At 66.4% G+C, this 14,649-nt stretch carries 12 protein-coding genes; 4 read left to right on the top strand and 8 right to left on the bottom strand.

The features are described from left to right. Positions 1 to 63: 63 nt before the first annotated feature. Positions 64 to 2,286: a diguanylate cyclase domain-containing protein gene (locus tag ACS5PN_RS18135; protein ID WP_439465380.1), complete on the bottom strand. Its 2,223-nt coding sequence runs from the start codon at positions 2,284 to 2,286 to the stop codon at positions 64 to 66. On the opposite strand from ACS5PN_RS18135, the gene ACS5PN_RS18130 reads away from it, so the two are divergent. Then, on the top strand, positions 2,242 to 3,255 hold the full coding sequence (locus ACS5PN_RS18130) for a restriction endonuclease subunit S (protein WP_439465379.1): 1,014 nt from the start codon (positions 2,242 to 2,244) through the stop codon (positions 3,253 to 3,255). The two genes, ACS5PN_RS18135 and ACS5PN_RS18130, sit on opposite strands and share 45 nt — an antisense overlap. A gap of 234 nt (positions 3,256 to 3,489) precedes the next feature. Here ACS5PN_RS18130 and glmS read toward each other — a convergent pair whose 3' ends face one another. Further along, entirely contained in the window at positions 3,490 to 5,349 is a 1,860-nt protein-coding gene (glmS, locus tag ACS5PN_RS18125) for a glutamine--fructose-6-phosphate transaminase (isomerizing) (protein ID WP_439465378.1), read from the bottom strand. Positions 5,350 to 5,484: 135 nt separating this feature from the next. Here glmS and ACS5PN_RS18120 point away from each other — a divergent pair, with 135 nt between their 5' ends. Continuing rightward, positions 5,485 to 5,955 (top strand): Lrp/AsnC family transcriptional regulator, encoded by a 471-nt coding sequence (locus ACS5PN_RS18120; protein ID WP_439465377.1) that lies wholly within the window; start codon positions 5,485 to 5,487, stop codon positions 5,953 to 5,955. Between the two features lie 88 nt (positions 5,956 to 6,043). Continuing rightward, positions 6,044 to 7,114, top strand: coding sequence for an NF038122 family metalloprotease (locus ACS5PN_RS18115; RefSeq protein ID WP_439465376.1), 1,071 nt, complete (start codon positions 6,044 to 6,046; stop codon positions 7,112 to 7,114). Between the two features lie 57 nt (positions 7,115 to 7,171). On the opposite strand, the gene ACS5PN_RS18110 is transcribed toward ACS5PN_RS18115, so the two are convergent. From ACS5PN_RS18110 to ACS5PN_RS18085, 6 genes are read right to left on the bottom strand one after another with little or no spacing between them, the layout of a single operon-like run. Beyond that, on the bottom strand, positions 7,172 to 8,353 hold the full coding sequence (locus ACS5PN_RS18110; protein ID WP_439465375.1) for a class I SAM-dependent rRNA methyltransferase: 1,182 nt from the start codon (positions 8,351 to 8,353) through the stop codon (positions 7,172 to 7,174). After that, the gene (locus ACS5PN_RS18105) at positions 8,350 to 9,867 is read right to left on the bottom strand and encodes a hypothetical protein (RefSeq protein WP_439465374.1); all 1,518 of its coding nucleotides are present in this window, start codon (positions 9,865 to 9,867) and stop codon (positions 8,350 to 8,352) included. The genes ACS5PN_RS18110 and ACS5PN_RS18105 overlap by 4 nt, the downstream gene beginning before the upstream one ends. Next, positions 9,864 to 10,787 carry a tyrosine-type recombinase/integrase gene (locus ACS5PN_RS18100; protein WP_439465373.1) on the bottom strand — a complete coding sequence of 308 codons (924 nt, stop codon included), beginning with the start codon at positions 10,785 to 10,787 and terminating at the stop codon, positions 9,864 to 9,866. The genes ACS5PN_RS18105 and ACS5PN_RS18100 overlap by 4 nt, the downstream gene beginning before the upstream one ends. Next, positions 10,784 to 11,497 (bottom strand): DUF484 family protein, encoded by a 714-nt coding sequence (locus ACS5PN_RS18095; protein ID WP_439465372.1) that lies wholly within the window; start codon positions 11,495 to 11,497, stop codon positions 10,784 to 10,786. Before ACS5PN_RS18095 ends, ACS5PN_RS18100 begins: the two co-directional genes overlap by 4 nt. Beyond that, positions 11,494 to 12,333, bottom strand: coding sequence for a diaminopimelate epimerase (gene dapF / locus ACS5PN_RS18090; protein WP_439465371.1), 840 nt, complete (start codon positions 12,331 to 12,333; stop codon positions 11,494 to 11,496). Before dapF ends, ACS5PN_RS18095 begins: the two co-directional genes overlap by 4 nt. Next, entirely contained in the window at positions 12,330 to 13,208 is an 879-nt protein-coding gene (locus ACS5PN_RS18085) for a lysophospholipid acyltransferase family protein (RefSeq protein ID WP_439465370.1), read from the bottom strand. Before ACS5PN_RS18085 ends, dapF begins: the two co-directional genes overlap by 4 nt. A 129-nt stretch (positions 13,209 to 13,337) precedes the next feature. Here ACS5PN_RS18085 and metK point away from each other — a divergent pair, with 129 nt between their 5' ends. Continuing rightward, positions 13,338 to 14,519 (top strand): methionine adenosyltransferase, encoded by a 1,182-nt coding sequence (gene metK, locus ACS5PN_RS18080; protein WP_439465369.1) that lies wholly within the window; start codon positions 13,338 to 13,340, stop codon positions 14,517 to 14,519. The last annotated feature ends 130 nt before the right edge of the window (positions 14,520 to 14,649 follow it).

Here is a 14,649-nt window from a genome sequence, read left to right as displayed (position 1 = left end):
CTGTAACCAGCACAACCGCTCAGTCCGCGCAGAGGATGGCGCCTGTGGTCGCATCGTCCGGGCCTACCAAAACACCCTGCCCTTTCCGGATCTCTTTCCTTCAAGCATGACGTGATCCGCACGGTCTATGAGCTCCTGCGCGGTGGCCGCGTCATCAGTAGACACGAGCGTGACGCCCACAGTGACGCCGACTCTGACAGCCACCCTGGCCAGCTCCAGTTCGATTGGCACACCTATCTGCTGCACCACACGATCGAGGATGGGACGCCATTCCTCGTCTTCGATACAGCCCAGCACCAACACGAACTCGTCACCGCCGAGACGGGCAGCCGTGTCCGACGGTCTGATGGCCGACAAGAGGCGATTGGCTATGGTCTTGAGAAGCTGGTCACCGGCGTCATGGCCGTGCTCGTCGTTGACCGCTTTGAAGCCGTCCAAGTCCAGGTAGCAAACGGCCGTCTTCTTTTGTTGTCTCTTCGCGGCAGCAAGGGCGCGGTCGATTCGGTCATGTAAGAGCACCCTGTTCGGCAACTGCGTCAGGGGATCGTGTGACGCCGCGTGGACCAGCTTGTCGATGGCGTCCCTCGTGGCCGTGATGTCAACCAGCATCACCAGAATCTCGGAGCCTGACAGCGGCACAGAACCGAAATCCACCCAGATTGCCTCGCCGGACTTGCGGCGCATCCGAAGCTGAGTGCGGTACTGGCCGCGCTCACGCAGACCCTCATAGGCCTCGACGCCGACTCGCTTGTAGTCGGCCTCGTCCCAGTAGAGCGCTCTCACAGGCAGATCTTGCATCTCGCCCTGACCGTAGCCCAGGATGCGCTCCACCGCTCGATTGCGCCAGGAGATGGCGCGGTTCGTTACCTTGGCCATGCCGACGAGGTCCGAGTTCAACATCGCGGTCTGCTCGCGCGTCAGCCGGCGCTGCTCGGAGACATCCCGGGACGACGCGAAGACAAACCTTTCTCCTGCGATCTCAGCGACGCTCAGTTGCAGCTCGACATCGATGATCTGGCCATCGTCTCGACGGTGCTGGACGTCGACCCGCTGCTTGTCGCCAGTTTTGACCTTCGCGAGCCACGCGTCGATGGTGTCTCGGTCTTGATTCACATCCCACGTCGAGATATGGCGCCCGAGCAGCTTGTCGCGCGAAGACTTCAGCATGTGCGCAAACGAGTCGCTCAATTCCACCAAGTTGCCCAGATGGTTGGTGATGTGGATGCCGTCGCCGGCCGTCCGCAGCAGAGCCTGCATTCGCTTGCCCTGATCGGCGACCTTTTGCATCGCGTTTTCGACCAGCCGGTTGGCGCGCAGTACCAGTAATGTTCCCGCAGACACCAGCAGCCAGGTGAGCGCAGCGAGCAGCACGACGCTCCATACTTGCTCGCGCCAAGGCTCGAGGAAGCGTTCGGTGTTCACGCCGGCCAGCACGACGAACGGCCAACGTTTCAAGGCCTTGTAAGCCGTAGTCCTCAGCTCCCCGTCCACTGCGACTCGGGACACGAGGGTCCCCGTTTCATGGTTGGCAGCATGTGCCTGCTTGTACTCTTGTGAGACCTTTGCGTCGCCCGGCTCGCCTTGCGACTGGCTCTCGGGAGAGAAGCGTGCGACGAGGCGGTGATCGTCTCGCCTCAAGGTCACGGCATCGTGGGGCTCGAGGTCGTACTGCTCGAACACCTCGCGGAAGTGATGGGCCGCAATACTGACGTACAGCAGGCCGGCAAACTGTCCATTCACCCGAACCGGGCAGAAGAAGGCCACCACCCAATTGCCGGAGACCCTCGACTTCAACGGGCCACTTACGAAGGTTGATGGTGTTTCCTGCCGTTTGCCGTCAAGAAAATAGTCCCGGTCAGCGACGTCTGTGGGAGGACCGTCGGGCAAGTCAGTGCCCCACCTGACTTTCCCCTCGCCATCCGCCAACCTGAAGGCCTCAACACCGGCGAGCAGCTTGAACCGCCGCTCAAGCAGCTTGTTGATTGCTGCGTCTGTCGTTCGGCTCGGGTCTGCCAGCAGGTCCTCCACCTCGCCGGCTGTCACCTTGATGACGCTGTCGACCCTGTCGAACTCACTCTGGATGTTGACCTGAGCAACACCAGCCAGGCCTTCGGCAAAAGTTCTCGCCTGCGCTTCAAAGGCGCGGCGGGAACTCTGAGCAGCCAGCCAAACGAGGATGACCAACAGAACCACGACACCCACGTTGACACTGGCGAGCCAGAAGGCTGCGCGTCGCCGCCGATGGGCAGTGCCATCGACGATGGCTTGAGGATCGCTAAGAGGCATGTTGGACGGTCATGGCTGCGCAAAATGCCGGCCGATCCCTGGGCTGCACTGCCCGTCCGGTGGTTGATTCTTGTTGTGCTTCTGAACCCGATGGAGTCTACAAGGGCGTCGTGGCGTGCGATGGAAGACGCCTTCAAGGAGCTTCCGAGGCGGCGTCGCGACTCTCCGCGCTCTTCTCGCTACCGAGCGCTCACGCGCCAGTTCCCTTTCCGTCTTTATGGAAGGCCGAGACCTGCCGCTGGGCGAACACGACGTCAAACAGCAGTCGCTGCTATGCGGCCAGCCGCTCCAGGCGCATACCGCGGCAAGGTGAGGCGTGACAAGCTCCTTCCCGAGATCGACGCTGAGGCGGCTCCGTTTGCTCCTCCACGTGGATGGGCTTGGGCACGATTTCCAGAACTAGGCGAATTTGGCCGCGGCAAGTCGAAACATCGCCCACGCAACGATCCAGCGCTGTTCAATCCACCGATCTATCCATTGGTGCAGACAGGCGAGGTCGCCAGAGCTAGAGGGACAATACTTGAGTACCACTCCAAGTACAGCGAGCTCGGTCTGGCCCAAAGCCGACTTTGGCCAGCTGGCACTTTGTGCATCACGATTGCGGCCAACATTGCAGACACCGCCGTGCTGGGTTTTGACGCGCGCTTCCCCGATAGCGTCGTCGGATTCGTACCGGCGAGCTGTCTTGGTGGAACGGTCTATTTCCAGGCCTTTCTTGAAACCGCCAAGACGGATCTGGTCAAGTTCGCGCCCGCAACTGCCCAGAAAAATACCAACCTAGAAATTCTCGAGTCGTTGTTGGTGCCGTTGCCGCCGAAGCGGGAAAACGAACGAATAGTCGCTCGCGTCGAGGAACTGCGCCAACTCTGCACTGACCTACGCCAGCGCTTGGGCCGCACTCGAACCGCGCAGGCATCGCTCGCTGATGCATTGGTCGACCAAGCACTGGCACACGCCCCTTCTCCTTGATCTTGCTGTCAACCGGCGTAATAGTTCCAAACGCCTATTGGTTCATTGGTCGATCTAGCGACGTTCAAGTGTCGAGCGCAGGCGAAATCAGGCAGCCTTGGTACAACTAAAAAAGGGGCGCCTGATGCGCCCCTTCGTTTGCCGTGTCTCGGACTTTATTGGCACGTCTCAGACATTAATGGCATGTCTCGGACTCTAATGGCACGGAACACAATCAGGCGATGGCGGCGTCGGTCATTCGACCGTCACCGACTTCGCCAGATTGCGCGGCTTGTCGACGTCGGTGCCCCTCGCACACGCCGTGTGATACGCCAGCATCTGCAGCGGCACGACGTGCAGGATGGGGCTCAGGGCACCGTAGTGTTCAGGCATGCGGATGACGTGCAGGCCAGCTTCGCTTTCGATGGCGGTGTCGCCGTCGGCGAAGACGTAGAGCTGGCCGCCGCGGGCGCGGACTTCCTGCATATTGCTCTTCAGCTTTTCCAGCAGCGCGTCGTTGGGCGCCACGGTCACCACCGGCATCTCGGCGGTCACCAGGGCTAGCGGGCCGTGCTTGAGCTCGCCGGCCGGGTAGGCCTCGGCGTGGATGTAGCTGATTTCCTTGAGCTTGAGCGCGCCTTCCAGGGCGATCGGGTAGTGCAGGCCGCGGCCGAGGAACAGCGCGTTCTCCTTGCGGGCGAACTCTTCGCTCCAGGCAATGATCTGGGGCTCCAGGGCCAGCACGGCCTGCACGGCGACGGGCAGGTGGCGCAGGTCCTTCAGGTGCTCGGCTTCGTCGGCGTCGCTGAGATGGCCGCGCGTCTGGGCCAGGGCCAGGGTCAGCAGGAAAAGGCCGACGAGCTGGGTCGTGAAGGCCTTGGTGGAGGCGACGCCGATCTCGGCGCCGGCGCGCGTGATGTAGGCCAGCTCGCACTCGCGCACCATGGCGCTGGTGGACACATTGCAGATGGTCAGCGTGTGCTTCATGCCCAGGTTGCGGGCATGCTTCAACGCGGCGATGGTGTCGGCGGTCTCGCCGCTCTGGCTGATGGTGACGACCAGGGTGCGCGGATTGGGCACGCTGTCGCGGTAGCGGTACTCGCTGGCGATCTCGACCGAGGTCGGGATCTTGGCGATGCTCTCCAGCCAGTACTTGGCCGTGGAGCCCGAGTAATAGCTGGTGCCGCAGGCCAGGATCAGGACGTTGTCGATCTCCTTGAAGACGCGGTAGGCGCCGTCGCCGAAGAGCTCGGGGCTGATGCCGGTCACGGCGTCCAGCGTGTTGGCGATGGCCACCGGCTGCTCGAAGATTTCCTTCTGCATGTAGTGGCGGTAGGGGCCGAGCTCGGCGGCGCCGCTGTGGGCGTGCACGGTCTTGACCTCGCGCTGCACGGCGCCGTAGCGGCCAGTGCTCGTGTCCAGGCGGCTGAGCCAGTAGCGACCCAGCTGCAGGTCGACGACATCGCCCTCTTCCAGGTAGACGATCTGGTCGGTCACGCCGGCCAGGGCCATGGCGTCGGAGGCGACGAAGTTCTCCTGCTCGCCCACGCCCAGCACCAGCGGCGAGCCCTCGCGGGCGGCGACGACGCGGTGCGGTTCGTCGCGGCAGAACACGGCCACGGCATAGGCACCCTTGAGTCGCGGCAGGGCCTGCTGCACGGCGTCCAGCAGGTCGCCGCTGTAAAGGTGGTCGATCAGGTGGGCGATGACCTCGGTGTCGGTCTGACTGGTGAACTGGTAGCCGCGGGCCTTCAGCTCGGCGCGCAGTTCATCGTGGTTCTCGATGATGCCGTTGTGGACCAAGGCGATGCGGCCCGTGCTCTCCACGCCGGCGTTGGGGCCGGGCGAGAAATGCGGGTGGGCGTTGTGCACGGCCGGCGCGCCATGGGTGGCCCAGCGGGTGTGGGCGATGCCGGTGCCGGCCGAGATGCCGTCCTGGTCGGCCACGGCCTGCAGTTCGGCCACGCGTGACGTGGAGCGCGCGCGCTTCAGGCCGCCGTCCTGGTGCACCGCCACGCCGCAGGAGTCATAGCCGCGGTATTCGAGGCGCTTCAGGCCTTCGACGAGGATGGGAACGATGTTGCGCTGACTGACCGCGCCGACGATGCCGCACATGGATGAAGTCTCCGTTTGGGAATGTCTTCATCCTAGGCAGACGTCGATGGATGATGTTTGCAAAATTACATATGAATTGAACGAAAATTTCCTCATTAAGGATGAGTGAAATATTCTTTCGAAACATAATTCATCATGAATGAATTCGACGCCATCGACCTGCGCCTGCTGGACGCACTGCAGACCGACGCCTCTCTGAGCAACCAGGATCTGGCCGCGCAAGTGGCGGTGTCGCCCGCCACCTGCCTGCGTCGCGTCAAGCGTCTGGTCGAGGCCGGCGTCGTCGAGCGCCGGGTGGCGCTGCTGTCGCCCGACAAGCTGGGCACCGGCCTGTCGGCCATTCTGGAGATCACGCTGGACCGCCAGGGTGCCGAGCATCTGGACGCGTTCGAGACGCGCGCGGTAGAGGAGGCCGCCGTGCAGCAATGTTGGCGTGTCTCGCCCGGGCCGGACTTTGTGCTGATCGTGCAGGTGGCCGACATGCCGGCCTACCAGGCCTTCACCCAACGCCTGCTGACCCAGGACGCCAATGTGCGCAATATCAAGGCCTTCTTCGGCGTGAAGCGGGCCAAGTTCGAGACGCGCATCGCGCTGCCATCCCCCTAACTTCGCAGAATCCCCCGCGAGCCGGGGGCAAGCCACGCTCCCGTGGCCGACAGAATCCCTAATCTGTCGCCCCTGGACCGGAGCCCCCATGCTGCCCCGCAAGTTCTTCCGCCCCGCCGCGTTCGCCCTGGCCCTGGGCTTCGCCGGCCTGGCACCGACGGCCAACGCCCTCAATATCGTGCTGACCGACGTCGGCGCGACCAAGATGTCGGCCGAACAGCTGGGCGCCTTCCAGACAGCCGCCAGCTACTGGTCGGGCAAGCTGACAGACAACGCCACCGTCTACGTCAACATCGCCTTCAGCGACCTGGGCGCCAACGTGCTGGGCTCGACCAACTCCGCCCAGTCGCTCATCAACTACAGCTCGCTGCGCAGCAGCCTCGCGACCGATGCGAAGTCGGCGACCGATGCCCAGGCCGTCGCCAGCCTGCCGACCGGCGCCGCGCTCAGCTTCTGGGCCACCCAGGGCGACCTGACAAGCCGCTTCGACAACGACGGCTCGAAGAACAACACACAGTTCGTCATCAACACGGCCAACATGAAGGCCCTGGGCCTGAACCCGGGCACGAACGCCAGCGACCCGGATGCGCGCATCGAGTTCGCCAACGGCTTCGCCAGCAGTTTTGCCTACAGCCGCGTCAACGGCGGCGTGCCGTCCAACAAGATCGACTTCATCACCGTGGCCGAGCACGAGATCGGCCATGCCCTCGGCTTCGTGTCGGGGGTGGACGACATCGACTTCTGCGTCGGCCACACGTCCCAGTGCGGCCTCTCCGGCTCGGCCAACGAGTTCGAGGCCAATGCCTGGTACTCGCCGCTGGACATGTTCCGCTACACCGGCACCGGCAAGCGCGACGTCTCGGTGGGCGGCTCGCCGTATTTCTCGGTGAATGGTGGTGCGAGTTCCATCCAGCTCTTCTCGACCGGCGAGGAGCATGGCAACGGCTCGCAGGCCAGCCACTTCGGCACCGGCGTGGTCACGCTGATGCGCCCCTTCGTGGGCAATGGCCAGTCCTATGACGCCACCGCCAGCGACCTGATGGCCTTCGACGTCATCGGCTGGGACCTGGCTGCCGCCGTGCCCGAGCCCAGCCAGTACGCGCTGCTGCTGGCGGGTCTGGCCGCCGTTGGCCTGGCACGCCGCCGCAAGCGCGGTTGAAATCGGCGCAGCCCGAAGCAAAGAGGCCCCGTGGGGCCTCTTTTTCTTGACCGGTGCTCAGCGCTTGAGCAGCCCCAGCCCCTTCATATAGTCGCCTTCCGGGAAGCACACCGTCTGCGGATGATCGGCAGCAGCCGACAGCCGCTCGACGATATAGCCGTCCACGCCCGCATCCAGGCCCGCACCGGCGACGATCTTGTGGAAGAGGTCGGGCGAGATGCCGCCGGAGCAGGAGAAGGTGTAGAGCAGACCGCCATCGTTCAGCAGCATGAAGGCCAGGCGGTTGATGTCCTTGTAGGCTCGCGCGGCGCGTTCCGCGTGCGCGGCCGTGGGCGCGAACTTCGGCGGGTCCAGCACGATGGCATCGAAGCGCCGGCCCTCCTGCAGGCAGCGCCGCAGCGTGGCGTTGACGTCGGCATCCCAGGCCTGGTGACGGCTGGCGTCAAAGCCGTTCAGCTCGACATGGGCCTTGGCGCGCTCCAGGGCCGGGCCTGAGGAGTCCACGCTGACGACCTCGCTTGCACCACCCGCCAGCGCCGCCACGGAGAAGCCGCCGGTGTAGCTGAAGCAGTTCAGCACGCTCTTGATGCCGTATTGCCTGACCGCATCGGCAAAGCGGCGGCGGCTGTCGCGCTGGTCCAGGTAGTAGCCGGTCTTGTGGCCCTCGGCCACGTCCAGCGTCAGCCGCCAGTCGTGCTCACGGATGGTCAGCGCGGTCTCGCCTTCTCCGCGCAGCCAACCGGTTTGCGCGGGCAGGCCTTCCCACTCGCGGGCCTGAGCGTCGGAACGCTCGTACAGGCGCGTGAGACCGGTCGCGGTCAGCAGCGCGTCGGCTATTGCCCCCTTCCATCGCTCGGCGCCGGAGCTGCCGAACTGGGCCACCAGCGTGTCGCCGTAACGGTCAACAACGAGGCCCGGCAGGCCGTCGGCCTCGCCATGCACCAGGCGCCAGGCATCCGACGCGATCGCCAGCCGCATGCGCATGGCCACGGCCTGCTCGATGCGGCGCTTGAAGAAGGCGGCGTCGATGCGTTCGGCCTCGTCAAAGCTCCAGGCTCGCAGGCGGATCTGCGACTGCGGGCTGAAGGCCGCCCAGCACAGGAAGGCGCCATCGGCCGATTCGACACGCACGGTTTCGCCGGAGTCGCCGCCGCCGCGCGCGATCGAACTTTCGAACACCCAGGGGTGGCGCTTCAACAGCGAGCGCTCCTTGCCGGCGCGCAAAGTGATTTTCTTCATCGCTGCAGGGTCCCGAAGGCGTAGTTCAGGCCCAAGTGGACCACCGGCGTGGACTGGCTGCTGCCGCGCATGGTGCGGAACTCACCAATACCGGTGCGCAGCCGCAGCCGCTCAGCCACGGGCCACAGGGCCCACAGCTCGGCCTGGGTGACGGCGCCGCCGCCCACCTGCACACCACCGCCGCCGGCCGCGCCGACCAACCATTCCGCGCCCACGCGCATGCCGCTCCACAGCGGCGCGCTCTGCAGGCCCAGGCCGATCAAGCCGAAGGAATAGGCGCCGGCGTGACCAGCTGCCGCGCTGCCCGCCTGCGCCGTACCGTAGATGTTGGCGGTGAGCTCGCGCGACATGTTGACGGCCAGATGAGTGACCGCCTCACGCCGCCCGTCCTTGAAGCGCATATGCGGCACATAGATGACGCTGGTACCGAGCTGCTGCACGCGCACGATGCCGCCGCGGTCGTCGGCCAGCAGCACGGGCGTGCTGTCCAGCGGCATGGAGATGACGGCCCGCACGAAGCGTGCGCTGTAGCTGCCGCGGGGCGCATGGGTCAGCCCGGCGTCCAGCCGCAGGCTGGGGCCCCAGGGCGTGATCCAGCGCAGGCTTGGCGCGGCACGCAGCAGCAGGCCGCTGCCGGTGTTCAGGTTGCCGCCGCCGGCCAGGCCCGCCCCCACAAAACCGCCAACGCGCAGCCGCGGTGAGCCCAGGGCCCAGTCCTCGCCGATCTGGCCCAGCACTTCCATATAACCATCGGCGCCCCCCTGGGCCGCGCCCGCGGCTTCGATGCCCCACCAACTGCCCTCGGCGATGTACTGGCGCAGCTCGCCGCCGGCCTTGCCCACACGCTGCGTGCGCTTCACGCCATTGCGGTCGACGCTGACGGAGCGCGGCGACTCGTAGCCACCGGTCAGCGAGATTTCGTCGAACTGCAGGCCCGTGCGCTGGCTGGCATGGCCCGGCCGCCCGGCGTCGTCGGGCGAGAAGCTGGCAAAGCCCATGGCCCGGCCCAGGGTCAGGCTCAGGCCAACGCCGCTCTTCACGTTGCCGCTCGGGAAGCGGATCTGCGACAGGCCGACGCCCGTGTACCAGGCGCCGACCTCGGTGCGCAGCGACAGCTCGGGCCTCAGCATCAGGCCGCCGCCAAAGCGCAACTGCTCGCTGGACAGGCCACCGCCCGCACCGACATAGAGGCTGGCCGCCAGATGGGTGTTGCTGTTGACCCGCCAGCGCCGCTGGCCCGTGAAGCCGACCGTGAAGATGCCGCCGTAATTGCCCTTGGCCGCGCCGTAGACGCCAGGGCCGAAGCCCCAGTCGTCGTCCAGGGCCATCATGTAGCTGATCGACGCAAAGGCCGCGCGGCCGCCGTCGGGCATCTTCATGCGGGTCCAGTTGCTTTCGATCGCAGCCGGCCGCAGGGTGTCGACGCGGGCGAAGGGCGCGTCGTCGGGCGTGGCCCAGGTCGTTGCCGGCAGCAGGGCGGCCAGCGCGGCCAAAGCCGTGATTCGGAATCTCATTTTTTGGCTCGGGGGTGGGCCGCGTCGTAGATGCGCGCCAGGTGCTGGTGGTCCAGCTGGGTGTAGACCTGGGTCGTCGTGATGTGGGCGTGGCCCAGCAGCTCCTGCACGGCACGCAGGTCGCCGCTGGACTGCAGCAGATGGGAGGCAAAGCTGTGGCGCAGCATGTGCGGGTGCACATGCGCCGGGCTGCCGGCCGCGACGGCACGGGCGCTGAGCATGGCGCGCAGCGTCGAGCCGGCAACGCGATGGCCCCGGGCACCGACGAAGAGGGCCGGTTCACCGGCTGCCGCCAGTTGCGGACGCACCACCAGCCAGGCCCGCAAGGCTTCGGCTGCGGCCTTGCCCAGCGGGGTGCTGCGGCGCTTGCCACCCTTGCCCAGCACATGCACTTCCGCCGACTGCAGATCGACCCAGCCCGCCGCCTGGCCGCTGGCCTGGGCATCCAACCCGATCAGCTCGGCCGAGCGCAGGCCGGCACCGTAGAGCAGCTCCACCATGGCGCGGTCGCGCGCCTCCAGGCGCGAATCGGCCACCTCATCGGGCACGTGGCTGGCGAGCTGCACCGCATCGTCCACGCCCAGGGCCTTGGGCAGGGGCTTGGGCGCCTTGGGCGCGCGCAGGCCGTCGAAGGGGTTCAGCGTGACGCGACCCTGCAGGCCCAGCCAGCGGTAGGCGCTGCGCCAGACCGACAACAGCAGGGCGATGGACTTGGGCGCCAGGCCTTCACGGTGCAGCAGGGCCGCCAGGCGACGTGCCTGGGCCAGCGTGAGTTGACGCGCGTCAATGGCCGCCTCGGCGAGCATGGCCTGCAGGCGCTCAAGGCCGTCGGTGTAGATGCGCAGCGTGCGCGGACTCAGGCGCTGCTGCACGCGAGCGTGCTGCAGAAAATCGCCAAAGTCTGCGATGAGCTCCGTCATGCAGTGGCCAACAGCCCCGCCAGGCCGGCGCTGGCGATCTCGCCGACGCGGGTCAGGAAGTCGGTGCCCATCTCGGCCGTGTAGCGGGTCGGGTCGGGCGAACCCAACACCAGCAGGCCGAAGGGCTTGTCCTCGTTGGCGCTGGGCTGGTGCAGCGGGATCAGGGCCAGCGAGGTCGCCGTGCCGCCGCTCTCGCTCAGGCCCAGCCATCGCGCGGCTTCGAAGCCCGAGTTGACGCCGCAATAGGGCTGGCTCAGGCTGGACGCGAAGCTGCGCACATCGGTGCTGACCGAGGCGGCGAACTCCGAGGCCTCATGCTCGGGCGCCACGCCCCACAGGCGCAGGCTGGCCTGGGGAATCATGAACTGGTGGCGCAGCTCCTTCAGCAGCACCTGGGGCAGCTCGGGCGTGCCGACGGCGCGCATGACGGCCAGGGTCCAGCGGTGCAGGCGGTCGGCGATGGCGACGTTGTCCTGGCCGTTGCGGATCATGTCGATGATGCGCAGCTCCAGGCCCTTGATCTTGTCGCGCAGCATCTCGGCCTGGCGCTCCTGCAGCGACACGGCGCGGGCGCCATGTGGGTGCTGCAGTTGCACGCTGGCCAGCAGCGCCGCGTGGCGCTCGAAGAAGCCGGGCGTGGCCGCCAGGTAGTTGGCGATGTCGGTTTCGGTGATGCCTTGCACCGCGTCTGCGGCCGGGTTGGAACTCACAGCGTGATCTCTCCGTCAAAAACTTTCACTGCGGGGCCGGTCATTAGCACCGGGTTCTCGCCACCCGCCCATTCGATACGCAGCAGGCCGCCACGGGTCTGCACTTCCACGGCCGGGTCCAGCCAGCCGGCGCGGATGCCGACGACGACAGCCGCGCAGGCGCCCGTGCCGCAGGCCAGGGTCTCGCCGGCGTCGCGCTCGAAGACGCGCAGCTTGATGCGGTCGCGGCCCAGGATCTGCATGAAGCCGGCATTGACCCGGCGCGGGAAATGCGGGTCCTGCTCGATCAGCGGCCCCTGCGTCAGCACCGGCGCCGTGTCGACATCGTCGACGCGCTGCACCGCATGCGGGTTGCCCATGGAGACCACGCCCAGCTCTGCACCTTCCAAGGGCCAGAGCTCAAAGCCATTGACCAGCCGGGGCGTCAGGCCCCGGCCATCGAAAGGCAGGGCCGCGTGCTCAAAGACCGGCGCACCCATGTTGACCGTCACGCGGCCATCGTCCTGCAGCTTCAGCAGCAGGCGGCGGTTCATGGTGTCGACCTGGATCTCGCGCTTGGTCGTCAGGCCCGCATCCACCACATAGCGCACGAAGCAGCGCGAGCCGTTGCCGCAATGCTCCACCTCGTCGCCGGTGTTGTTGAAGATGCGGTAGCGGAAGTCCGCGCCGGCGTCCTGGCTGGGCTCGATGACCAGGATCTGGTCGCAGCCGACACCGAAGCGGCGGTCGCCCAGCAGGCGCATCTGCTCGGGGGTCAGCGCAAAGGGCTGCTTTGTCGCATCGATGACGACGAAGTCATTGCCCGCGCCGTGCATCTTGGTGAAGCGCAATCTCATGGGGAGGGATTATCGGGTGCAGCCCCGATATCCAGCCCGCGCGGCTGCTTGTAACGGTGATAGCCCCACATGTACTGGCCCGGCGCGCGGCGGATGACGCTCTCCATGGCCGCATTGATCGTCGCGGCGGCGTCTTCGGCCGAAGCGTCCTTGGCGATCTCGGGTGCCGGCAGCACATGCACCGTGAAACCCTGCCCGCCGGGCAGGCGTTCGCCCCAGATCAGCAGCAGGGCCGCGCCGGTCTGCTGCACCAGCCGCGCGGCCAGCGTCATCGTGTAGGCCGGCTTGCCGAAGAAAGGCGCCCAGACGCCCAAGCCGTCGGGCGGCACCTGGTCGGGCAGCAGGCCGATGACTTCGCCCTTGCGCAGGGCCCGGATCATCTGGCGCACGCCGGCCAGGGACGCCGGCGCCGTGGCCAGGCCTGGGCGCTCGCGCGAGCCCGCCATCACGTCGCGCAGGGCCGCCTGGCGAGCCGGGCGGTAGAGCACGGTGATGGGCGATTCAGGCGTCGTGAAGCGCTCGGCAATGGCCTGGGCGCAGATCTCGAAGCAGCCCATGTGCGGCGTCAACATGACGAGGCCGCGCTTCTCGGCCAGCGCCGCCTCGATCAGCTCGCCGCCGTCCCAACGCAGCTTGTCGCCCAGGGGCTTGCCTTTGGTGCCGACCCAGAGCCAGGGCAGTTCAGCCGCCATGCGCCCCGCCGCCGCGATCGCCTGCCGTGCGTCTTTCCAGTCCAGGCCGGCCTGGGCCACATTGGCCTGGAAGCGGCGCCGATAGACGCCCGACGCCAGATAGACGATCCAGCCCAGCAGCGCTCCCAAAGCGTGCAAAAGCGCCAACGGCAGGCGGGATAAGCAACGAAAGACCCAACCCATGTTTCTTATACTTCGCAGATCGCCGAGTTACTGAACTACTTGCGGGGCGATTCACAAATCCCGCTAAAGCGTTCGCCGCACCTCCAGGAGCGACGGCGACGCCGCCAAGAAAGCAACCGGAGTTTAAAAGTGGCCAACGATTTCCTCTTCACGTCTGAATCCGTCTCGGAAGGACACCCCGACAAGGTGGCCGACCAGATCTCGGACGCCATCCTGGACGCCATCTTCGAGCAGGACCCGCGCAGCCGCGTGGCCGCCGAGACGCTTTGCAACACCGGCCTCGTGGTTCTCGCCGGCGAGATCACCACCAACGCCCACGTCGACTACATCCAGGTCGCGCGCGACACCATCAAGCGCATCGGCTACGACAACACCGAGTACGGCATCGACTACAAGGGTTGCGCCGTGCTGGTCGCCTACGACAAGCAGTCCAACGACATCGCCCAGGGCGTGGACCACGCCAGCGACGACCACCTGAACACCGGCGCCGGCGACCAGGGCCTGATGTTCGGCTACGCCTGCGACGAGACGCCCGAGCTGATGCCGGCGCCCATCTACTACGCCCACCGCCTCGTCGAGCGCCAGGCCCAGCTGCGCAAGGACGGCCGCCTGCCCTTCCTGCGCCCCGACGCCAAGAGCCAGGTCACGATGCGCTATGTGGACGGCAAGCCCCACAGCATCGACACCGTGGTGCTGTCCACCCAGCATTCGCCCGAATACTCCCTGGGCGACCGCATGACGGACGAGTTCTACGAAGCCATCCGTGAAGAGCTGATCAAGCCGGTGCTGCCCAAGGCCTGGCTGAACGCCGACACGAAGTACCTGATCAACCCGACCGGCCGCTTCGTCATCGGCGGCCCGCAAGGCGACTGCGGCCTAACCGGCCGCAAGATCATCGTCGACACCTACGGCGGCGCCTGCCCCCACGGCGGTGGCGCCTTCTCGGGCAAGGACCCGTCAAAGGTCGACCGTTCGGCCGCCTACGCCGCCCGCTACGTCGCCAAGAACGTCGTCGCCGCCGGCCTGGCCCGCCAGTGCCAGATCCAGGTCGCCTACGCCATCGGCGTGGCCCGCCCGATGAACGTGACCGTCTACACCGAAGGCACGGGCGTCATCCCCGACGACCAGATCGCCAAGCTGGTCAACGAGCACTTCGACCTGCGCCCCAAGGGCATCATCCAGATGCTGGACCTGCTGCGTCCGATCTATTCCAAGACGGCGGCTTATGGCCACTTTGGTCGTGAAGAGCCGGAGTTCACTTGGGAACGCACCGATAAATCCGCTGCCCTGCGGGCTGCGGCCGGCCTGTAAAGGCCGCCGCGCGCCAGCGCGGTTCGGTGCGTGGGCGAAGCTCATGTTGCTTGCAACGTGAGCGGAGACCACAAAGCTGCCGACAACACCGCCCCTCGAGGCGGTGTTTTTCTTTCTGCCCTTCCCTCGC

This window comes from Roseateles sp. NT4, assembly GCF_051857475.1.
GTDB lineage: Bacteria > Pseudomonadota > Gammaproteobacteria > Burkholderiales > Burkholderiaceae_C > Pelomonas.
This window is presented reverse-complemented; position numbering and strand designations above follow the sequence as displayed.